Consider the following 21,513-nt stretch of genomic DNA (forward strand, 5'->3'; position numbering starts at 1 on the left):
CACCTGATGACCACCGGGTGACCGCCACCCGTCGGGCGTTTCACCGGATCCCGGGAAACGATTGGGAGACGTCACCGCGAGCAACCAGCCGCCGAAGCGACGCGCGAATGCCCGAACCGCGCTGGAAGGACATGTCATGACCGCGACCGTGCCCAAGGCTCCGACCGCACCAGGGGTGCGGTCCTGGTGGGGGATCCCGTACGCCACCGCCGAGCGGTATCGCCGCCCTCTGGTCGCCGATTTCGATCCGGACCGCACCTATGACCGCAAGGGTGTCGTCTCTGTCCAGCCCGATAGCGGCGACTGGCTCGAAGCGGACAGCGGGATGGGCGAGGACTGCCTGAACCTGAACGTGTGGGCTCCTGAGCAGCCGGCTGACAAGGCGCTTCCGGTGACCGTGTACATCCACGGCGGTGGATTCGAGTACGGCTCGAACACCCAGACCACCTCGAACGCCGCCGGTCTCGCCGCGTCGGGGCGCGTGGTGAGCGTGTCGGTCAACTACCGGCTCGGCGCACTGGGCGCGCTCTCGCTGTCGCATTACGGCGGGCGGCTCGCCGAGGCCAGCAACCTTTTCCTCCAGGACATCATCGCCGCGCTGACCTGGGTCAAGCGGAACATCGTCCACTTCGGCGGCGACCCCGACCAGGTCACGGTCTACGGCCACAGCGCCGGTGCCTACTCCACCTTCGGTCTGCTCGGCGCCTCCTCCGCCGACGGCCTGTACCGGCGACTGGCCGGGTTCTCCGGCGGGCCCGCTCGTAGCGTCCCGGCCTGGTGGGCCGAGGAGCTCGCGCACCTGTTCGTCACCGAACTCGGCGTGGCGGACGACCCGGAGAAGCTGCTCGACCTCGACGCGGTCTCCCTGCGGGACGCCCTGCGCAAGGTCGCCCCGACGGATCTCGGAGTCCGGGGCGGGGTGGACAACAAGGCCACCGGCGTCGTCCTGGACATCGGGCAGCCCGGCGCGGTGGTGCACGCCCACCCCATGGACGTCCTCGCCTCGGGCGCGCACCGCGATGTCGACGTGCTGCTGAGCATGGCGAGTGACGACATGGGGTGGTGGGTGGCGAACGACCTCGACCGCTTCGACCCGCACACCCTCGACCGTATCGTCGACGAGGTCGTGGGGTGGCGTATCGCACGCTCCCGCGCGAAGAAGATCGTCGACGCCTACGACCAGGGCGGCCGTACCCCGGCCGAGGTCCGCGCCGCGGTCATGGCGGACTACCTCTTCGCACTCCCGGCTGCCTGGCGCACGCCGCCGCCGGCGGCAACGCCCATCTCCTGATGATCGGGCCCGCCGAGGGCGCGCCCGCGGTGCACGGCACCGAGATGTACGCCCTGGTCGGCCAGGAACAGCCGGGCCGCAGCGCCGAACAGGCCGAGCGTGACACGCGGATCCGCGACATCGTGCTCGACTTCGCCACCGGTGAGCAGTCCCGTCTGTGGCCCGCTGTCACGGACGAACCCACGTCGGGAAGCGTCGGCAGCCCTCCCTTCGAGGCCACCACCCACCACCAGCAGGCCCTCGACCTGTGGGAGGGCATCGACCGCCCCTGACGGGCATCGGGCGGTACCCGACCGCGCACCACGGGGGCGAACAGAGTGAGGAATCCGGCATGAGCCAACCGACAGCAGTCGGCGCGGCCGCACCAGCCACGATGCGGGCCGTCGTCGTCACCCGGCCCGGCGGGCTTGACGCCCTGGAGATCAAGGATGTTCCGGTGCCCGCACGTAAGCCCGGCTGGGTGCGGATCAGGGTGAAGGCGTTCGGCGTCAACGAGTCCGAGGTCACCACCCGCAAGGGCGAGTCGGACGCGGAGGTCACCTACCCGCGCGTCCCCGGCATCGAGGGCGTCGGTGTGGTCGACGAGGCCGACGAGGACAGCGGGCTGCGGCCGGGACAGCAGGTGGCCACGATGATGGGCGGCATGGGCCGCTCGTACGACGGCGCGTACGCGCAGTACGTGACCGTCCCCGCGGCGCAGGCCATCCCCTTCGAGACCGGCCTGCCGTGGGAGGTCGTAGGTGCGCTGCCGGAGATGTTCCAGACCGCCTACGGATCGCTGACCACCGGCCTGGATCTCAAGGCTGGGCAGACGCTGCTGATCCGCGGCGGCACCTCCACGGTCGGGCTGAGCGCGGCCACACTGGCGAAGGACCTCGGGGCCACCGTGCTGTCCACCAGCCGCAGCCCGGGACGGGCAGGGGAACTGCGGGCCGCGGGTGTCGACCATCCCGTAGTCGACAGCGGCACGATCGCCGACCAGGTGCGCGAGCTGATGCCGGAGGGTGTCGACGCCGTACTGGAGCTGGTGGGCTGCTCGGTCCTCGCCGACAGCCTGCGCACCGTCCGCCGGCACGGCACGGTGTGCTTCACCGGAGCCCTGGCGGGCCAGTGGACGATCCCCGATTTCACCCCCTTCATGATCCCGGGCGGGGTGCGGCTGACGTCCTACGGCGGTCAGGCCGCCGACCTCCCGGCCGATGTCTTCGCCCGCCAGCTCAAGGCCATCGTCGCAGGGCGCCTCAGAGTCCCGGTCGCGAAGGTCTACCAGGGCCTGGAACAGGTCCGTGACGCCCAGGACGACGTCGAGTCCGGCACCACGCCGGGCAAGCACGTCGTCGTCCTGGGGGACTGAGACCTGGGCAACTGAGAAACAACTACGAAGGAACTGGCACAGGAGTTGGAGATTCGGCCACGTCGACTCGGGGGCCGATGCCTTCAAGAGGTACGACGGCACGGTCGACGTCACCATCGAAGCCATCGAAGCCATCGACTGAGAACCGGCCGGAAATCACCGAGACCCGTCAGCCGGCCTCGTCGGCCGCGAAGGCGGCCGGGGTGAGGCCGGTGCGGTCACGGAAGAAGCGGCCGAAGTTGGCGGGGTCGGTGAAGCCGAGGTGGACGGCCACCGTCCGGGCATCCCACCGGGCACTTCCCAGCAGGCGCCGGGCTTCCAGGAGGCGCCGCTCGTCGATGAGTTCACGTACTCCCTTGCCGGTGGCGTCCCGGGTGGCGCGGCTGAGGGTGCGGACCGAGCAGCCGAGCAACTCGGCGTAGTCCGCGGCTTGGTGCAGCTCGCGAAAGTGCAGTTCCAAGGCGTCCAGGAAGCGTCCGTACCGGTCGGCGCGGCCATTGGCGGCCGTGGCCGTGCCGACGAGGGCGATGCCCGGGGAGTTGGCCAGGCGCAGCAGCAGTGATTCGAGCAGGCTGCGCCGCAGGGCGTGGTGGATGTCGAGAGGGCGGCGCCCCAGGGAGCGGTGTTCGTCCAGGAGCTGAAGTGCCGTCTGCTGGAGCCAGTTGGTGTCGTCGGGGTGCGGGGTGAGCACGGCAGGGGCCTCGTGCGCGGTGAGCGGGGCCAGGAGACGGGCGAGGTCGGGCCGTAGCACGTCCGGTTCGAACAGGATGAACGGGCCGCGGGCCGCGCCGGGCGGATGCCAGCACTGCGCGTGCCCGGGGCGCACCCACAGCCACTGACCGGGGGCGACGGTCCGCGTCACGTAGTCGACGTCATGCCGCAGCTCACCCTCGGTGATCGCGATGAGGTAGTGGAAGGTGGCACGGCCCGGACGGGGCGGGTTCCACGGCCAGTCGTCGTGCTCCGCGAAGAAGTCCTCGACGGTACTCACCTCAAGGCCGTACGGGGTACCGACCGGGGGCTGGAACCCGAACAGCGGAACCGCGGCCGCACCGCCCGCGCTTCCCCCCGGGGCAAGGTGTCCCTTGTCGACCATCACGTGTCCGCAGCCTACCGCCCTTCCGGTCGGCTGCGGCGGAAGGATGGGACATGCCACCGCGCCCGCGCGGCGCGCCCCCCACGTCTTTCGATGCCACAGTCCGTCACCACCTGAGGAAGGAAACGCCCCATGAACGGACCGGTCCTGCACAAGACCGCCGCCGACTGCGCGGAGGAACTCCCCGGAGCCCAGCTGGAGCACCCGTTCGGCCCGGACTGGGAGGTCTTCAAGGTGCGCGGCAAGGTGTTCATGCTGATGACAGAGGTCCCGGGGCGGCCCGTCGTGATCCTCAAGGCGGACCCCGGCGAGGCCCACGCCCTGCGGGAGCAGTACAGCCACATCACTCCCGGCTACCACATGAACAAGAAGCACTGGATCACCGTGGAGGGCGGAGAAGGCGTCGACAAGGAACTCGTCAGGGAGCTCGTCACCGACTCCTACCGGCTCGTCGTCGCCCAGCTGCCCAAGGCCGAGCGGCCCGTCGACCCGCACACCTACGGCACCGACACCCGGACGGCCCGGTGAGCGCGGCCGGTGACCGGCTCCAGGACACCGCACGCAAGACGGCCCTGGCCCTCCCCGACGTCAGTCACGGCTACCCCTTCACCCCGGGGCTCGACGTGTACAAGGTCGCGGGCAAGGTGTTCCTGATCGTCACCGACGATCCGGACGAGCAGATCATCACGGTCAAGTGCGAGCCCGAGCACGCGCGGGCACTGGAGCGCGGCTACGCCTCGATCACCCCGGGCCGCTACCTGGACAAGAAGCACTGGATCTCGGTCGGTCCGGGACGAGGCATCACCAAGCGCCTGGTCGACGAGGCGGTCGGGCACTCCTACGACCTGGCCGTCGACCATCTGCCCCACGACAAGCGCCCGCCCAGCCGCACAGGATCGCAGCGGGTCGGCACCTGAATCTCAGCACACCTTCCCGCCGGTGCGAACCAGCCGCGCCTCAAGCCGACTGTCTGGATCGACCGGGTCTGGAACCACGGCTTCGCCTACGGCATGCGCACGTTCACGACCCGGCTCACCGGCAAGCGCGTCCTTCGGCTCGGCCTGGCGGAAGGCGGGGTCACGCCCGCATCAGTGCTGTCCCGAGCACGAGAGTTGGATCGGCGCGCGCGGGCTGTCCGAGACGTCGTCATCGAGGGCACGGACCTCCAGGTCCGAGGCACGGAAACCGTAAGCCACCAAGAACTTGTCTGCAGCCCCCGCTGGTCAAGGACTCATGATCCGTCGGCCGTGGATTCGAGTCCCACCCGCCCCACGTCAACAGTTTTGAACTCCAGGCAGCTCTTCAGATCCCTCGGATCGCGAAGGCGATGAACTGGGTCACCTGGCGTGCGGCGAAGTTGTCGTCGGAGACCAGGACGACGGTGCGGCGGCCGTCGGGGAGGCGGGGGCCGAGGGTGATGCCCTCGACGTTGTCGACCCGGGGCAGTCCGGGTACGTCGGACAGGTCGGTCACCAGTGTCTTGTGGACCGGCTTGACGGGCCGCGCGGACGGGGCGGTGAGGGAGTCGCGGCCCAGGACGTCCGTGGCGCCGTGCAGGTCGACCAGATAGATGCGGGCCTTCCAGTTGTTGTCGGCGTAGATCGAGGCGCGCTCCAGGACCAGGAAGCGGTCGTGGCCGAGGGACACGAGGTCGCTGACGCCGTTGGTGTCGGTGCTGCCCGCCGGGGGTGTGGCGAACAGCGGCTCCAGCGGGTAGGCGTACTGGGCCAGTGGCTGTCCGGTGCGGGTGTCGTGGACGGTGATGCGGGTGAGCGCGCCGTGCTCGGGGGTGGGGGCGTCGCCGTCCTGGTAGAGGGGGTCCTCCATGGCGGTGACGATCCGCCGGCCGTCCGGGGTGAAGGTGACTCCTTCCAGGGTCTGGTTCTTGCGGGGTCCGAACTCCTGGGAGTTCATGTGCAGTTGAGGGGGCAGCGGGAGCTGTCCGAGGTAGGCGCCGGTCGTGGTGGCGCGGCGGATCCAGGGGTCGCCGAGGAGGGCCGGGCCGTCGGACGGCACGATGCGTTCGCCCTCGCTCGTCCAGACCAGGCCCCCGTCGCGCGGGTCCACGGCGATGCCCTCCGGGTCGGGCGCGACGGTTGCGGACGCGGTCGAGGTGGGCGGGAAGGCGGTGCCGTCCGGGCGGAGCCAGGGGTGGGTGCCGGCGAGTTCGACGCCCTTGAGGGCGCCGTCGGAGAGGTCGATGTGCGCGGTGTAGAAGCGGGCGGGGCCGGTCTGGGACCGGTCGTCGCTGATCAGGTAGTACGTACCGGTCCTCGCGTCGTAGCTGATGGCGGACAGGCCGCCGACCGTGGTGCCCTGGAAGGGCATCGCGTTCGGCAGCTCCCGCTCGCCCAGGAAGTCCAGCCGTACGCCGCTGGGGCTGGCGCTGCTTTGGGCGGCGGCCGGGGTGCCGGCGAGGGCGGGAAGCGCGGCGAGGACGACGGCGCCGGCGAAGATTCGGGCGCGGGTGGCGCGGGTGGCGCGGGTGCTCATGGGGTCTCCGGGGTGGGCAGGCCGGGCGGGGGGCGCGGGTGTGGTGCGGGGCGCGTGGTGGTGGCGTCAGGTGAAGGAGCGCGAGGGTGAGCTGGACGGTGAGGGACGCGGCGGTGCTGAAGCCGGGGGAGCCGGGGGCGGTGTGGAAGAGGCGTCAGGGGTGCGGGTGGCGCGGGTGCTCATGGGGTTTCCGGGGTGGGCAGGCCGGGCGGGGGGCGCGGGTGTGGTGCGGGGGGCGCCGGTGGCGTCAGGTGAAGTAACGCGAGGGTGAGCTGGATGGTGAGGGACGCGGCGGTGCTGAAGCCGGGGGAGCCGGGGGCGGTGTGGAAGAGGGCTCAGGGGTGTGGGGCGGCGAGGAGCACGGCGCCGTGGGTGGTCATGGGGTTTCCAGGGTGGGCAGGCCTGGCGGGGGCGCGGGTGTGGTGCGGGATGCGCGGTGGCGGCGCCAGGCGAAGAACGCGAGGGCGAGCAGGGTGAAGGCGTACGGGATCGCGGAGACCAGCTGGGACGGGATGGCGAGGTTGCCGAGCTGGACGGCGAGGGCCTCGGCGGTGCCGAAGCCGAGGGCGGCGAGGAAGACGCCCCAGGGGCGCAGGGCGCCGAGGAACACGGCGGCCAGGGCGATGTAGCCGCGGCCCGCGGTCATGCCGGTGACGAAGAAGGACACCGCGCCCATGCTCAGGAACACCCCGGCCGCCCCGGCCAGCGCACCGCTGAGCGCGAGGGCGCGGAACTGGACCCGGTGCACATGGATGCCGACCGAGCGGGCCGCCTCGGGATGCTCGCCCACCGCGCGCAGATGGAAGCCGAACCGGGCCCGGTACAGCAGCCAGGCCACCGCGGGGGCCGCGGCGAGGGCGGCCCAGGTCAGTACGTTCTGCCCGCTGAGCACCGCGCCGAGACCGGGGACGTCCTCGATCAGGGGGAGGCGTACCGAGGGCAGCGCGCCGCTGTGGAGCCTGCTGGTCCCGCCCTTGTCGCCGAGGAGCGCGTACACGGTGTACGCGGTCGCGCCCGCCGCGAGGAGGTTGAGGCCGATGCCCGCGATGATGGCGTCCGCGCCGAGGTACAGGTGCAGTACGCCGAGCAGCAGCGCGAGCAGCGCGCCCCCGGCGATCCCGCAGACTGCCCCCGCCCACACCGAGCCGCTGTATCCGGCGACCAGCGCACCCGTGCAGGCCGCGGTCAGCATCGAGCCCTCCAGGGCGATGTTGGGCACACCGGCCCGCTCGGCCAGCAGACCACCGAGGGCGGCGAGGACGTACGGCGTGGACACCCCGAGGATCGCCGCGAGGAATCCGGTGCTGAGCACGACGTCGAGGACCGGGCCCATCAGCGGGCCTCCCTTCGGGCGAGGTACCGCTTGACGAGTTCGGGCAGCGCCCGCGCGGTCACGAGCAGCACGATGACCGCCTGGATGATGGTCACGGCCTCGGAGCCGACGTCGGTCTGCTGCTCCATCACATCGCCGCCGACGCGCAGATACGAGTAGAGGAGCGCGGCGGCGACCACGCCGACCGGGTTGTTGCGGCCCAGCAGGGCGACGACGATGCCCTCGAAGGCCAGGCCGCCGGCCATGTCGGGCTGGAGCCCGCCGTAGACGCCGAGGGCCAGGTGCGCCCCCGCCAGACCGGCCAGCGCGCCGCCGATGACGAAGCTCCACTCGATGGTGCGCGGCACGTCGAGGCCGCCGTAGCGGGCGAAGTCCGGGTTGGAGCCGGTGATCCGGATGCGGTAGCCGAGCGGGGTCCTCGCGAGCAGGAACCAGACGGCCGCGGCCACCGCGAGCATCCCGAACAGGCCGATGTTCGCCTGGTCCAGGGGCACGCCGAAGAAGTCCGAGAGCAGCGGCAACGCCGAGTCGGGCCGCACGGGGGCGGACTGCACGGCGCTGCTGTCGGGCGCCTTGATGTGGTCGGTGAGGAGATAGTCGAAGACGCGTACGACGACGGCGTTCAGCATCAGGGTGGCCACGATCTCGTTGGCGCCGAGGCGGGCCTTCATCACCCCCGGGACCGCGCCCAGCGCGCCCCCGGCGAGGGCGGCGACGGCGAGCGGCACCACGATGGCGGCGACCGGCGGCAGGTGCAGGTGGATCGCCACCAGCGCGCTCGCGAGCGCGCCGGCGTACACCTGGCCCTCCGCGCCGAGGCTGATCTGCCGGGCCCGGAAGGGGATCGAGACGGACAGACCGAGCAGCGCCAGGGTGGTGGCGTCGGCGAGCCAGCGGCCGATCCGGGGTGTGCGCTCCAACGGGCCGGTGAGCAGGGCGTTCAGCGCGCCGGTGGCGTCCTTGCCGGTGGCCAGGACGACCAGGAAGGCGATGAGGACGGCGACGGCGACGGTGAGCACGGTCATCGTCAGCTCGACGACCACCGTACGGCGCCGGGTGGCCAGGAAGTCCCGGCGGCCCTGCCGTTCCTCCGTTGTTCCGGGTTCCAGGATCGAGGTCATCGGACACCTTCCGTGATCCGCTCGTCCGGATGCCGCTCCACACCGAGCATGTACAGGCCGGTGGCCTCCTCGGTGAGCCCGGTCGGGTCGTCGAAGCGGGCGACGAGACGGCCGTCCTTGATGACCAGCAACCGGTCGGAGAGCGCGAGCAGTTCACCGAGGTCGGCGGAGACCAGCAGCACCGCCGCGCCCTCGTCCCGGGCCTCGATCAGCCGCTCGTACATGAAGTGCATGGCGCCGATGTCGACACCCCGGGTCAGCTGGGCGGCGAGCAACAGGCGTGGCCGGGCGGAGAGTTCGCGGGCGACAACGACCTTCTGCAGGTTGCCGCCGGACAGGGAACCGGCCGCCGCGTCGGGATGCGGGGCGCGGATCGCGTACCGGCCGATCAGGTCCTCGGCCAGCTCACGGATGCGGCGGGTGCGCAGGACGCCGCGACGGGCGACGGGGGGCCGGTCGTGGCGGTCGACGATCAGGTTGTCGGCGAGGGAGCGGTCCAGGGCCGCCCCGTTCGACAGCCGGTCCTCGGGCACGTGGGCGACCCCGGCCCGGCGGTGGCCCGCCGCGTCGAGGTGGGTGACGTCGGCGCCGTCCACGGTGACCGATCCGGCGGTGGGCCGGCGCAGTCCGGCGAGCAGTTCGACGAGTTCGGTCTGGCCGTTGCCCTCGACGCCCGCGAGGCCGACGATCTCCCCGGCCGCGATGTCGAGGGAGACGTCGTGCACCGAGGGGCCGGAGAGCCCCCGCACCCGCAGCACTCCCGCTCCGGGCCGCGCCGGGGGCTTCGGCACGTCGAGGGACATCTCCCGGCCGACCATCAGGGACGCCAGCTGCGCCGGGGTCGCCTCCTCGGTGCGTACGGTCGCGATCATCGAACCGGCGCGCATGACGGTGACCCGGTCGCTGATCTCCCGTACCTCCTTGAGCTTGTGCGAGATGAACAGCACGGTCATGCCCGAGTCGCGCAGCCTGCGGACCGCGCCGAACAGGTCGGTGGTCTCCTGGGGGGTGAGCACGGCGGTGGGCTCGTCGAGGATCAGGATGCGGGCGCCGCGGTGCAGGGCCTTGAGGATCTCGGCGCGTTGGCGCATCCCCACCGAGACCGCGTCGACCCTGGCCTCCGGGTCGACGGCGAGGCCGGCCTCCTCGGCCAGCGCGGCGGTGCGTTCGGCGGCGGCCACGCGGTCGACGCGGCCCGCCCGGCCCGGTTCCACGCCGAGGACGACGTTCTCGGCGATGGTGAACGACGGCACCAGCATGAGGTTCTGGTGGACCATGCCCACCCCGAGGGCGATGGCGTCCTGCGGCCGGGAGAGCCTGACCGGCCTGCCGTGCACGCTGAGTTGGCCGGCCGACGGCTGTTCCAGCCCGTACAGCAGCTTCATCAGGGTGGACTTGCCGGCGCCGTTCTGCCCGACGATCGCCCTGATCTCGCCGACGGGCACCGACAGGTCGACGTCGATCACGGCACGGGTGCCGTTGGGGTAGGTCTTGCCCAGGCCCGTGGCCGCAAGGGCGGCAGGGGGCTTCTCCGCGACGCCGTGCACGGTCGCGTCGGTTTCCTCGATGGGTTCCACCAGTGTTCCTCGGAGGTCAGAAGGCCGAAGGGACCTTGACGGCACCGGACTTGACCTTCGCGGCCTGCGCCTCGAGTTCGGCGCGTACGGCGGCGGGGACGAGCTTGTCGAAGTGGGCGTTGTCCACGTAGCCCACGCCGTCCTCGGCCAGGCCCACGGCGGCGGGCTTCCCGTAGGCGAGCGTGCCGGCCTTGTTCGCCTTGGCCGCCAGGTAGAGGGCGTTGCCGGCGTTCTTGAGGATGGAGGTGACGACGGTGTCCCGCTGAGCGGGGTCGGTGAGCGTCTTGTACTGGTCGGAGTCGACGCCGAAGGCGTACCGCTTGGCGGCGACGGCCGACTCGAACACGCCGAGCCCGGAGGATCCGGCGACGGGCCACACCAGTTCGGCGCCCTGGCCGTACATCGCCGAGGCGATCTGCTTGCCCTTCGCCGGGTCGCCGAACGGGTTGTCGCCGCCGACGTACTGCACGAGGACACCGGAGGACGGATTTCCGCCCGCCGCCTTGAAGCCTGCCTTGAATCCGACGACGAAGTCCTCGATCACCGGGATCTGCACTCCGCCGATCACGCCCACCTTCCCGTTTCCGGAACTGCCGGGAAGGGCCTTGGCGGCGACGAGTTTGTCCGCGAGGAATCCGGCGAGATAAGCGGCCTCGTTCTGCTTGAAGGTCACGGAGTAGACGTTCGCGCACTTGTTGGAACAGCCGCTCTTGCCCGTGTAGTCGACGGATCCGTCGAAGAGCCAGAACTTCTTGTCCGGGTATTCCGGGGCCAGTTTGGAGACGAAGCCGACGGTGTCGACGGTGCCCGCGGCGAGCACGTCGTAGTCGTCACCGGCGGCGGCGTCCTCGAAGCCGGAGGCCCACTTCGTGCGGTCGCTGCCCAACTCGACGACCTTCAGGCTGTAACCGAGGTCTTTCTCGGTCTTCTTCAGGCCCGCGTACGCGGAGTCGAAGAAGGAGCGGTCGCCGAGGTTTCCGTTGATGACGAACTTGATGCGCGGCTTTCCGGATGTCCCGGACTGGGAAGATCCGGAGTCCGTCGAGGCACCGCAAGCGGCGAGGGTGAGGGAGAGCGCCGCGACGCCTCCCAGAATTCTGATCTTGTCCACCGTCCGGATTGCCTTTCTCTACGAGTCTCTACGAGGGTTGTTCTCGGCTATTGGCCGAAAGCTATGCAATGCAAAACGTTTTGGCTATGGGTGTCCGTGTGCTCTCGCGTTAGGACTTTGTTTCCGGGAGCAGTGCGGTGGCCGCGATGGCGACGGCCCTGTCGAAGTCCGTCTCGCGCTCGGCCGGGGTGAGCGCCTCCGGGTGGCGCACGTGGTCGCTGATCGTCAGGACGGCGAGCGCCTGGCCGCCTTCTGCGGCGGCGGTCGCGTACAGGCCGGCGGCTTCCATCTCGACGGCCAGGGTCCCGTGGGCCTCCAGCCGCTCGAAGAGCTCCGGACGCTCCAGATAGAAGTGGTCGGTGGTGAACACCGGCCCGATGTGCGTGCGCGGTCCCCCTCCGTCCTCGTCCCCGGCTTCGGCGGCCTGCGCGGCCGCCGCGACGAGGCCGAAGGAGGCGGTGTGACTGAGGTGCACTCCGTCGATACGGCGGCTGCCCATCGCCGAGTCGGTGTGGGCGGCGGTGGCCACGACGACGTCCCGCAAGCCCACGGCGGCGGGGAGGGCGCCCGCGGTGCCGACCCGCACGATGCGGCGTACGCCGTAGAAGCGGAAGAGCTCGGTGGCGTAGATCGTGACGGACGGCATGCCCATACCCGAGGCCAGCACGGACAGGGGCGCCCCTCGGTACGTGCCGGTGTAGCCCTCGATGCCGCGCACGTCCGTGACCAGTCGGGCGTCCTGAAGGATCGTTTCCGCGATACGGCGGGCCCGGCGCGGGTCGCCGGGCATCAGCACGTCCGGAGCGAAGTCGCCGGGGGCGGCCGAGATGTGGGCGGTGACCATCAGGCCTCCTCCTCTGCCTCTGCCGCTGCCGCTGTCTCCGACTCTGCCGTTGCCGGGGCGCCGGTCAGCCAGCGGACCAGCCGGTCCCACAGCTCGGGGTAGCCCTCCCACTCCAGGAAGGCGGGCGGGGCCCAGTGCGGCGCCAGGTCGGACGTGAAGGCCGCCGACCTGCCCGCGCCGTAGCCGCCCACCGCGAGCAGCGGATGCCCCGCACACTCGACGAGCAGCTCCGCGCCGTCCCGTACCGCCACCTCGTTCAGGCCGAGCAGCTCCGGCCAGGTCGTGTCGAGCCCGTCGACCACCGGGTGCCCGGCGAGGACGCGTGGTGCCGCCCCGGCGGGCAGCTCCACCCGGTCGTCCCGGTCGTACAGGGTGACCGGCAGCGCGGCGGCCAGCGGGGTGCGGCCCCAGCGGGCCTTGGCGTCGATGCCGGTGAAGGTGAGGTAGCCCCCGACCATCAGCAGGCCGCCGCCGCGCTCGACGTATTCCCGGAGCAGTTCCGTGCGGTCCGGCGCGGGGAGGGAGTGGGCGAAGGTCTGCGGGGTGAGCTGGAAGCTGTTGGCCCCGACGTCGCTGATCACGACGGCGTCGTAGGCGTCCAGTCCCTCGGCGGTGGCGGGCACTCTGCTCGCAATCTCGTGCGCCGGGACGTACGTCACCGTGTGGCCGCGGTCGCGCAGCGCGTCGAGGAAGACCTGGGCGCCTTCGACGTACTCGGAGGTGAAGAAGGAGTCGAACCCCTTCTGGTGGACGGAGTGGGTGAACCAGGACTCACCCACGACGAGGACATGGGGCATCGCTGTACGGCCTTTCATAAGAGGTGTGTGGTGGGGCGGCGGTGCCCCGGTCAGCGGGCCGGGCGCACGGGCGCCGTGCTGGCGCGGACCTTCAGCCGGACCGGCAGGATGTGCCGGGACGCGGGGGGCACCTCGTCGCGGTGGACGTAGCTGAGGAGCTGGGCGCCGGCGGTGCGGCCGACGTCGTAGGCGGGCTGGTGGACGGTGGTGAGGCGGGGGTGGACCCGGGAGGCGAGCATGATGTCGTCGAAGCCCGCCACCGAGACGTCGTCGGGGACGCGCAGGCCCGCGTCCTCCAGCGCGGCGATCGCGCCGAGCGCCATCAGGTCGTTGGCGGCGAACACCGCGGTGAAGCGACGCGGACCGCCGCCCTCCAGGGCCGTGGCGACCAGGTCGTAGCCGGACCGTTCGACGAACGCGCCCTCGACCTCGGTGACGCCCGCGTCGCCGAACGCCTCCCGGAAACCGGCGATCCGCTCCAGGCTGCTGACCAGGTCGACCGGCCCGCTGATCGCCAGCACCCGGCGGTGGCCCAGCTCACGCAGGTGCTGTCCGATCAGCCGGCCGCCCGCGCGGTGGTCGGCGGTGACCAGGATGGTCTGCTCCAGCAGCCCGGGGACGACCTCGTCGGCCAGGGCGATGGGGAACCGCCCGAGCAGCGAGGCCAGCCGGTTGCGGGAGGGCGGCGAGCCGGAGGCGTACACCATGCCGTCGATGAACCGGCCGCGGAGCATCTCCAGATAGCGGTCCTCCCGGTCGGGGTCGAACTCGGTGTTGCAGAGGATGACCCCGTAGCCCAGGTCGTGGGCGGCGTCGTCGACACCTTTGGCGAGTTCGGCGAAGAACTGGTTGGTGATGTCGGGCACCAGCAGCCCTATGACGTTGGTCGAACCGGCCTGGAGGTTGCGGGCCGTGGACGCGGGGACGTAGCCGAGCCTGCTGACGACCGAGCGGACCCGCTCGGCGGTCTCCTCCGCGACCGGCCGGTTGCCGCTGAGCACATGGGACACCGTGGTCGGGCTGACACGGGCGGCGGCCGCCACGTCCTTGATCGACGCGGGCCGCCGCAGCCGGCGGCGCCCCGGTTCCTCGTCCCGCTCACGGGTCATAGTGCTGCACCGCCCTGCCGTGCGAGGTGTCGAGCAGCGCGGGTACGCGGGCCTCGATCTCGGCCAGCAGCCCCGGCAGGTCCACCGTCAGCAGTCGGCCGTCGCGCACCACGACCCGACCGTCCACCACGACCGTGCGCACATCGCTGGCACGGGCGCTGTAGACCAGGGCCGCCACCGGGTCGTGCACCGGCCGGCAGTGCGCTCCGCCCAGGTCGACCAGCACGATGTCCGCGGCGCGGCCCGGCTCAAGGGCGCCGATCCGGTCGCCGAGCCCGAGTGCCCGGGCGCCGCCGCGCGTGGCCAGCCGGACGGTGTCGGACACCGTCATCCAGGTGGCGTCCCGTTCGGCCTGCTTCTGGGTCAGCGCGATCAGCCGCATCGCCTCCCACACGTCCAGCGTGTTGTGCCCGGCGGCCCCGTCCGTCCCGGCCCCGACGGCGACACCGGCGTCCAGCAGGCCCCGTACCGGGGTGAGCGGACGCAGGGCGTGCTTCAGATACACCTTCGGGCAGCAGGCCACGCCGGTACGGTCCCGGTGCGCCGCCAGCGTCGGCAGGTCGTCCGGGACGATGCCGCACCCGTGCGCGATCAGCGCGCCCGCGTCCAGCACACCGGTCCGCTCCAGCACCGTGATCGGGGTGACTCCGCGCCGGGCGAGACTCGACTCGGTCTGCTCCAGGTGCTCGGCCGCGTGGATGTGGATGCGCAGGCCCGCCTCCCGGGCCAGCTCCGCGAGGCGGACCAGGTCGGCGTCCTCGACGGTGTAAGGCGCGTGCGGGCCCAGCGACGCGGTGACCCGCCCGTCGCCCGTCCCGTGCAGGGCTACGGCGGTCTCGGCGCTCTCCTCCAGGGCCGCGCGGCCCCGGCTGCTGAAGAAGGTCGGCGCGATGTCGGCCCGGATTCCGGTGCGTACGACGGCGTCGGCGATCCGCTCGGCGTGGAAGTAGTGGTCCGCGAACGTGGTCACCCCGCTGAGCAGCATCTCGGCACAGGCCAGCTGCGCACCGAGGCCGACGTCGGCGGGGGTGAGGTTGACCTCCATGGGCCACACCCGCTCGTTGAACCAGGCCTCCACGCTCACGTCCTCGGCGGCGCCGCGCATCAGCGTCATCGGGCCGTGCGTGTGGGCGTTCACGAGTCCGGGTACGGCGACGAGTCCCGTGCCGTCCACGGTCTCCGCCCCGGCTGCCTCCGCCCCGGCCGCATCCGCCCCGGCTGCCTCCGCCCCGGCCGCATCCGGGCCTGAGCCCGCCGGGCCCAGCCAGGCGATCACTCCGTCCTCCACCAGGATGTCCTGGTCCGTCTCCACTCGGCAGGGGCCCTGCTCGGGCACGACGAGCACCGAGCAGGAGGTCACGATCAGTCGGCGCGTCATGTGGATCCTTCCGTTCGAACCGGACGTTAAGGATCCAAAACGTTTTGCACAAGCCCTCGCCGAAGGGCCGCGGTGAGGTCCTGTCCCGCGCTTCAGTCGGCGTCGGCGACCACGGACCCCACGCGTTCGGCCAGGGTCGGGTCGCGGCGGACCAGGAGGGCCGCGTAGCCGACGGCGGCGACGAGGGCGGCCAGTGCCGCGTAGGGGAACCAGTTGTACGGGGCGGGCTGGCCCGGCTTGGCGAGGTAGTACAGCGGGACCAGGATGGCCAGGGTGCCGAGTGCGGGCAGCACCAGGTGCCGGACCAGCCGGAACTCCTGCGGCCGGTATCTGCGGTAGTACAGCGGCAGGGCGATGTTGGAGGCGAGGTAGACCAGCAGGATCAGGATGGTGCCGAGGGTCGAGGACTCGGTGAAGAAGACCACCGGGTTCATCGGGCCGCCGCCGGACCCCAGCAGGTGGCCCAGGCCCCAGCCGCCGATGATCAGCAGGGCGGTGACGGCGAAGGTGACGATCGCGTTGTTCGGCGTACGACGGGTGGGGTGCACATAGCCGAAGAAGGACGGGAGCAGGCCCTCGCGTCCGGCGTTGAACACCAGGCGGGCCTGGGAGTTGATGCCGGCGACCAGCACACCGAGCGTGGAGGTCAGACCGCCCAGGTAGGTGAGGAACGCCAGTGCGCCGAGGGTGTGCTGGGCCACCTCGATGAAGGGGATCGGGGAGGCCCCGAGGCTGTTCACGTCGTAGCCGAAGCCGGTCACCGTGGCGTAGGCGAAGAGCACATAGCTCACTGTCATGATCGCGATGGAGGAGAACACCGCGCGGCCGACGTTGCGCCGCGGGTTCTCCGTCTCCTCGGCGAGCGCGGCCGAGTTCTCCCAGCCGACGAACAGGTACACCGCCAGGGGGAAACCCGCCGCCAGCCCCTTGAAGCCGTGGCTGATGTGGCCGGGCAGGAACGGATCGAGGGAGAGGGAGCCGCGGTGCTCCACGAGCGCCGCGACCGAGACCACGGCCAGGACCAGCATCTCCACGCCGAAGAAGTAGCCGGCCCACTTGGTGGACACCACGATCCCGCGCAGCATCAGGCCCACGGCAAGCCCGGTGAGCAGCAGGGTCCAGATGATCCACGGCAGGTCCACACCGGTGTAGTGGTACAGGGTGATCTGCACGAACCCGCCGGAGATGGCGATGACCGAGGCCATCGCGATGATGTAGCCGAGCCCCGCCAGCAGCGCCGTGGTCACCGCGCTGACGGGCCCGAAGGTCTTGCCCACGAAGGTGGTGAAGCTGCCCGCCGAGGGGTGCGCCCGGGAGAACTCCGCCAGCGTGTTGCCGAGCAGCGCGACCGCGATGCCCGCGGCGACGATGGTCAGGGGTGAGGCCACGCCCGCGGTGGTGGCCAGGAAGGCGAAACCGAAGAAGAAGCTCATGGCCGGGCCGACGTTGGCCATCGTGGCGGCCGCGATGTCCGCCATGCCGAGGACGCCGCCACGCAGCCGCTGCGACCCGTCGCCGACGGGACCCGGCGGGGACAGCGGGCCTGCTCCGGGGTGGGGCATGGCGGCAACTCCTTGTGCGGTGGTGGCCTGATGGGTGCCGCTCCGGCTGCCGGCGCGGGTTCTCGACGGTCGGACCGGCACGAGCGGGCGTCAGCGGTGCCGGAAACGCTGGTGCGCCTTCACCGCCTGTACGGCCGGATCGGTCGCACCCCGGCCCAGTTCGGTGAGCAGGTCGGCGTGGCAGTGGTTCTGGGCCCGTACGGCCTCGGGGTGCGGCGCGGGCAGCAGCAGGCAGAGCCGGCCGAGCAGATCGGCGGCCAACTCGCGCATTCCGGCGCCGCCGAGGGTCTCCGCGAGGTCCAGGTGGAAGCGGGCCTCCAACTCGGCCAGCTGCTCCGGGTCGCCGGCCAGCTCCGTCTCCTCGACCAGCGCCCGGAGCCCCTCCAGCCGCTCGGCCGGGACCTCACCCGAGCTGTGCGCCACGAGGCCGCATTCCAGCAGCAGATGGAAGGCGTCCAGTGCGGCGGCCTCCTCGGCGTCATGCATCACGGCGACGACGGTGTCCCACTCCTGCGCGACGAAGGTGCCGCCCGCCCGTCCGCGTCGGCGGTCGAGCAGGCCGTCCTGGCACATCCCCTCCAGCGCGCGGCGGACGGTGATCTCGCTGATCCCCAGTTCCTCGGCGAGGACCCCGGCATCCGGGAGCCGGTCCCCCGGCCGCACGGAGCGCAGGCGTACCCGCAGCGCGATTCTCGACCGGACGAGATCGGATCCGTTCTGGCCCCCGCCGGGCAGGGCGCGGGCGTGTCCCACGCCGGTGACCGACGCCGCCCGAGCCGGGCCCGGCTGGTTGTACGGCCCGAACTTGCCCGCTGCATTCACCACGACGCCACCCTAACGGCCTGCTGAACGCGGTCCCGGCACCCGGAGGAGGGCTCGCGCGGGTGTGGTGCACAGGGGCTCCCAGGGGCGGGGGACGGCGGCTGGGGAAAAGCGGGGGCGCAGCTGGGGGAAAAATTAGAGCAAGGTGAACAGTTAAACAAGACCTTGCCGCGACCGGTACGGCGGTGAGGGGCAGGGGTGATCCGGCGCTCGGGGCGTCATGGCCCTGAGCTGGGGATTCACCTCCCCGTGGGCGTGTCTGCGGGGTACGTCGACGGGGGAGCGCGCGTGTGCCTGAGGGGGCCGTTTCCCCGGCGGGCGGCGCGCGGATGCCGTCGCTCGGCCGCTTGGGTCTCTTGTTTTTTCTGATCGCCCTGAACTATTTTCCTGAGCGTCACCGGGCGGCCGATGCAGCGGACATCGGCCTCCGGTCGTGGTCCACCATGCCCTCCCCGCGTCCGTGATCACCACCCCCCGACCCGGCACCCCCGCGCGCCCCGCCCGGCGGAATCCGCACGGCCAGCTCCGTCCGATCTCACCGGAATCGTCCCCATTTCCCGCCAGCCCCCTGGATGTCGAGATGACAACACGTCCCCCTGCCCCCGCCCCCGACACGGTCACCACCACCCACGACACCCCAGCCGGATCCGGCCTGCAGGCCGGACTGAAGAACCGCCATCTGTCGATGATCGCGATCGGCGGTGTGATCGGAGCGGGCCTGTTCGTCGGCTCCGGCTCGGGCATCGCCGCCGCGGGACCCGGCATCCTGGTGTCGTACGCCCTCGTGGGCGCCCTGGTCGTACTCGTGATGCGCATGCTGGGGGAGATGGCCGCCGCGAACCCGACCTCCGGCTCGTTCTCCGCCTACGCCGACCGCGCGCTCGGCCGCTGGGCCGGCTTCTCCATCGGCTGGCTGTACTGGTTCTTCTGGGTCGTGGTGCTCGCCGTGGAGGCGACCGCCGGCGCGAAGATCCTGGAGAGCTGGATACCGGGCGTACCGCAGTGGGCCTGGGCCCTGATCGTGATGGTCGTGCTGACCGTCTCCAACCTCGCCTCGGTCTCCTCCTACGGCGAGTTCGAGTTCTGGTTCGCCGGGATCAAGGTCGTCGCGATCGTGGCGTTCATCGGGGTCGGCCTCCTCGCGGTCTTCGGAGTCCTGCCGGGCACGCACAGCGACACCGCGGGGCTGTCCAACCTCACCGCGCACGGCGGCTTCCTGCCCAACGGACCCGGCAAGATCCTCACCGGCGTACTGATGGTGGTCTTCTCGTTCATGGGCAGCGAGATCGTCACCCTGGCGGCGGGGGAGTCCGAGGACCCGCAGCGCGCGGTCACCAAGGCCACCAACAGCGTCATCTGGCGGATCGGCGTGTTCTACCTCGGCTCGATCTTCATCGTGCTGACCCTGCTGCCCTGGAACTCCCCGGCCATCACCAAGGACGGCTCGTACGTCGCCGCCCTGGACTCCCTCGGCATCGCGCACGCCGGGCAGGTCATGAACTTCATCGTGCTCACCTCCGTGCTGTCCTGCCTGAACTCCGGCCTCTACACCGCCTCCCGCATGGCCTTCTCCCTCGGCCGCCGCGGCGACGCCCCCGCCGCCTTCGGCCGCACCAAGCGCCAGGGCGTGCCGCAGGCCGCGATCCTCGCCTCGGTCGTCTTCGGCTTCGTCGCCGTGTTCTTCAACTACGCCTGGCCCGACACCGTCTTCCTCTTCCTGCTCAACTCCTCCGGTGCCATCGCCCTGTTCGTCTGGCTCGTCATCTGCTTCTCGCAACTGCGCATGCGCCGGATCATCCAGGCCGAGGCGCCGGAGAAGCTCGTCGTGCGCATGTGGCTCTTCCCGTACCTGACCTGGGCGACCATCGCGCTGATCGTGTTCGTGCTCGGCTACATGCTCACCGACACCGCCTCCGGCGGCGGCCGGGACCAGGTGGTCCTGTCCACCCTGGTGGCCGCGGGAGTGGTGGCCTTCGCACTGATCCGCGGGCGGCTGTCGTCGCCGAAGGCCCGGCAGGAGACGACCATCCCCTCGTAGGAGACCGGGTCCGCCCAGGGCCGCCCTTCCAGCCGGTGACGCGGCTCTCCCGTCGCGTCACCGGCTTCACGGCTGCGCCCGGCACACGCGGCGGCGCGGTCGTCGTCGCGCGCGTCCCGACACCTCGTCAGCCGACCGACAACGGCCCGCGTAAGGCCGACACGGGTGCGCGTGCCCGGGGCCTCGCTCGCCGCCTGGGCGACTGCGTTGAGGGCCGATGCCAGGACCCAGGGGCCGTGTGTGCAGAGGCTGTACAGGGACCGGACGGGCGCAGACGCGTCCAGGCAGGCCGACGGTGTTCGGCACTGATACCCGTGCGGCGGGTGCGCGGACACGGTGGGGCGACGTCGGAGGGACCCGGGCGGGTCCCAAAAGGTGATTGGGAGGAACCGCTCTGACAGATCGTCGCTTCGGCGTAGGCGTCAGCCCGGGCAGGACACAGGCGGCTCAGTCGGTACCTCCCGTACCAGGGTGGTGATGGTGTCGAGGTATTCCTTGGTCTGCCGGTCGCGGGACAGCCGGTCGTACACCGGCCGAACCGCCTTGCGCAGTGCGGCCAGTTGGGCCGGGCTCGCGGCGGCGAACTTCTGGCCCCGGGCGCAGAGGCTCTCCAGGTCCCTGTTCTCCTCTGCGCGCAAGTCCGCGCCGGCGCCGTGCACCGCCTGCCGCGCCGCCTCCCGCAACAGCTTGCGCCGGTCCTCGCCGAGCCGCTCGACGGCCTTGGTGTTGGCGACCAGGACGATCGGGCGGGGCCACAGAACGACGTTGGCGGTGCCGATCATCCCCGCTTCGTCGTAACGGCTCCCGTTGACAGATCCGATCTGTTGCTCGAACCCGTCGAAACCGGCCACCGAGCCGCCCGCGCCGAACCATTCCGGCTTCGCTCCGAGGGCCCGCATGGTGGAGTCGGCGACCTTGGACTCCTGGATGCCGATCGTGCGTCCCTTGTAGTCCTGCGGACCGAGCAGTGGTGTCCCGGCGCCGAAGGGGCGGCGCAGGCTGCCCGGGAGCAGACCCACGCCGGTGAGGCCGCCGCCGTCGACCTCGCGGATCATCTGCTGGGCTACGGGTGCGCCGAGGACCTTCTCCTCGGCGTCGAAGCTGTTGATCAGCAGGGGTGCGGTCAGGGCGCCCAGGGCAGGGGCCCGGTGGATGTCGAAGACCCGACTGCCGAGGGCGGCCAGATCGACCCGCCCGGCCTGCACGTCATTGAGCAGTTGCTCCTCGAAGTCCGGCCCCTCCTCATGGTGGGCGTCGAACTCGGCGGAGATCCGGATCGAGCCGTGGGACAGCGTCCTCACGTTCCGCAGGAAGGCGTCGAACTCCTCACTCGCGCCCATCGGTGTCGCCAGCGACAGGACGACCGGCTTGTCCGTGCCGCCGCCGCTGCTCTGCGTGCTCTTGGCGGGTTTCTCCCCGCTCGTGGTGCTGGAGCAGCCGACGGCGAGCAGAACCAGCGCAACGGCCGCGCTCAGGGCGGCACCTGCCGTCGTACGTCGGGAATGGGAACGGGGACGGGAACGGGAACGGGAACGCATGGACAGTCCTCCTGCTTCGACGGTACGGACCGGGAGCCTCCCTCGCATC

General features: G+C 71.3%; 19 protein-coding genes. 6 read left to right on the plus strand and 13 right to left on the minus strand.

All coding sequences use genetic code 11. The annotated features are described in order from the left end of the window. Positions 1-136: 136 nt before the first annotated feature. From ACFYZ8_RS03470 to ACFYZ8_RS03480, 3 genes are read left to right on the plus strand one after another with little or no spacing between them, the layout of a single operon-like run. A complete protein-coding gene (locus ACFYZ8_RS03470) occupies positions 137-1,291 on the plus strand; it encodes a carboxylesterase family protein (protein ID WP_388538582.1) in 1,155 nt (384 codons plus the stop codon). Continuing rightward, entirely contained in the window at positions 1,291-1,563 is a 273-nt protein-coding gene (locus ACFYZ8_RS03475; protein WP_388538580.1) for a hypothetical protein, read from the plus strand. Before ACFYZ8_RS03470 ends, ACFYZ8_RS03475 begins: the two co-directional genes overlap by 1 nt. A 59-nt stretch (positions 1,564-1,622) precedes the next feature. Beyond that, entirely contained in the window at positions 1,623-2,645 is a 1,023-nt protein-coding gene (locus ACFYZ8_RS03480; protein WP_388538578.1) for an alcohol dehydrogenase catalytic domain-containing protein, read from the plus strand. 169 nt (positions 2,646-2,814) lie between these two features. Here the strand turns inward: ACFYZ8_RS03480 and ACFYZ8_RS03485 are convergent, their stop codons facing one another. After that, positions 2,815-3,636 carry an AraC family transcriptional regulator gene (locus ACFYZ8_RS03485; protein ID WP_359038288.1) on the minus strand — a complete coding sequence of 274 codons (822 nt, stop codon included), beginning with the start codon at positions 3,634-3,636 and terminating at the stop codon, positions 2,815-2,817. A 237-nt stretch (positions 3,637-3,873) separates the two neighbouring features. Here ACFYZ8_RS03485 and ACFYZ8_RS03490 point away from each other — a divergent pair, with 237 nt between their 5' ends. Both ACFYZ8_RS03490 and ACFYZ8_RS03495 read left to right on the plus strand, forming a co-directional pair. Beyond that, positions 3,874-4,269, plus strand: a complete 396-nt coding sequence (locus tag ACFYZ8_RS03490) for an MmcQ/YjbR family DNA-binding protein (protein ID WP_388538576.1) — start codon at positions 3,874-3,876, stop codon at positions 4,267-4,269. Continuing rightward, entirely contained in the window at positions 4,266-4,658 is a 393-nt protein-coding gene (locus ACFYZ8_RS03495) for an MmcQ/YjbR family DNA-binding protein (RefSeq protein ID WP_388538574.1), read from the plus strand. Before ACFYZ8_RS03490 ends, ACFYZ8_RS03495 begins: the two co-directional genes overlap by 4 nt. 385 nt (positions 4,659-5,043) lie before the next feature. Here ACFYZ8_RS03495 and ACFYZ8_RS03500 read toward each other — a convergent pair whose 3' ends face one another. The 11 genes from ACFYZ8_RS03500 to ACFYZ8_RS03550 all read right to left on the minus strand — a co-directional run bounded on the left by ACFYZ8_RS03500 (position 5,044) and on the right by ACFYZ8_RS03550 (position 17,891). Beyond that, entirely contained in the window at positions 5,044-6,234 is a 1,191-nt protein-coding gene (locus ACFYZ8_RS03500) for an esterase-like activity of phytase family protein (protein WP_388538572.1), read from the minus strand. A gap of 376 nt (positions 6,235-6,610) precedes the next feature. Beyond that, positions 6,611-7,567 carry an ABC transporter permease gene (locus tag ACFYZ8_RS03505; protein WP_359038280.1) on the minus strand — a complete coding sequence of 319 codons (957 nt, stop codon included), beginning with the start codon at positions 7,565-7,567 and terminating at the stop codon, positions 6,611-6,613. Further along, complete coding sequence (locus ACFYZ8_RS03510) at positions 7,567-8,688, minus strand: ABC transporter permease (RefSeq protein WP_388538570.1); 1,122 nt, start codon at positions 8,686-8,688, stop codon at positions 7,567-7,569. Before ACFYZ8_RS03510 ends, ACFYZ8_RS03505 begins: the two co-directional genes overlap by 1 nt. Next, complete coding sequence (locus ACFYZ8_RS03515) at positions 8,685-10,265, minus strand: ABC transporter ATP-binding protein (protein ID WP_388538568.1); 1,581 nt, start codon at positions 10,263-10,265, stop codon at positions 8,685-8,687. The genes ACFYZ8_RS03510 and ACFYZ8_RS03515 overlap by 4 nt, the downstream gene beginning before the upstream one ends. Before the next feature lie 16 nt (positions 10,266-10,281). Further along, positions 10,282-11,376 (minus strand): BMP family ABC transporter substrate-binding protein, encoded by a 1,095-nt coding sequence (locus ACFYZ8_RS03520; protein ID WP_359038274.1) that lies wholly within the window; start codon positions 11,374-11,376, stop codon positions 10,282-10,284. Positions 11,377-11,485: 109 nt separating this feature from the next. Next, positions 11,486-12,220 carry a purine-nucleoside phosphorylase gene (gene deoD / locus ACFYZ8_RS03525; protein ID WP_388538566.1) on the minus strand — a complete coding sequence of 245 codons (735 nt, stop codon included), beginning with the start codon at positions 12,218-12,220 and terminating at the stop codon, positions 11,486-11,488. Then, positions 12,220-13,035, minus strand: coding sequence for a glutamine amidotransferase (locus ACFYZ8_RS03530; protein ID WP_388538565.1), 816 nt, complete (start codon positions 13,033-13,035; stop codon positions 12,220-12,222). Before ACFYZ8_RS03530 ends, deoD begins: the two co-directional genes overlap by 1 nt. Before the next feature lie 32 nt (positions 13,036-13,067). Continuing rightward, complete coding sequence (locus ACFYZ8_RS03535; protein ID WP_388538564.1) at positions 13,068-14,126, minus strand: LacI family DNA-binding transcriptional regulator; 1,059 nt, start codon at positions 14,124-14,126, stop codon at positions 13,068-13,070. Further along, positions 14,116-15,504 (minus strand): amidohydrolase, encoded by a 1,389-nt coding sequence (locus ACFYZ8_RS03540; RefSeq protein ID WP_388538563.1) that lies wholly within the window; start codon positions 15,502-15,504, stop codon positions 14,116-14,118. The genes ACFYZ8_RS03535 and ACFYZ8_RS03540 overlap by 11 nt, the downstream gene beginning before the upstream one ends. Before the next feature lie 92 nt (positions 15,505-15,596). Further along, the gene (locus ACFYZ8_RS03545) at positions 15,597-17,066 is read right to left on the minus strand and encodes an APC family permease (RefSeq protein ID WP_388538561.1); all 1,470 of its coding nucleotides are present in this window, start codon (positions 17,064-17,066) and stop codon (positions 15,597-15,599) included. A 90-nt stretch (positions 17,067-17,156) separates the two neighbouring features. Further along, complete coding sequence (locus ACFYZ8_RS03550) at positions 17,157-17,891, minus strand: FadR/GntR family transcriptional regulator (RefSeq protein ID WP_388538559.1); 735 nt, start codon at positions 17,889-17,891, stop codon at positions 17,157-17,159. Between the two features lie 577 nt (positions 17,892-18,468). Here ACFYZ8_RS03550 and ACFYZ8_RS03555 point away from each other — a divergent pair. Next, positions 18,469-19,926, plus strand: coding sequence for an amino acid permease (locus ACFYZ8_RS03555; RefSeq protein WP_388538557.1), 1,458 nt, complete (start codon positions 18,469-18,471; stop codon positions 19,924-19,926). Between the two features lie 422 nt (positions 19,927-20,348). Here the strand turns inward: ACFYZ8_RS03555 and ACFYZ8_RS03560 are convergent, their stop codons facing one another. Further along, a complete protein-coding gene (locus tag ACFYZ8_RS03560) occupies positions 20,349-21,464 on the minus strand; it encodes a TRAP transporter substrate-binding protein (protein ID WP_388538555.1) in 1,116 nt (371 codons plus the stop codon). Between the last annotated feature and the right edge of the window lie 49 nt (positions 21,465-21,513).

This window comes from Streptomyces sp. NPDC001668 (genome assembly GCF_042893155.1).
Lineage (GTDB): Bacteria > Actinomycetota > Actinomycetes > Streptomycetales > Streptomycetaceae > Streptomyces.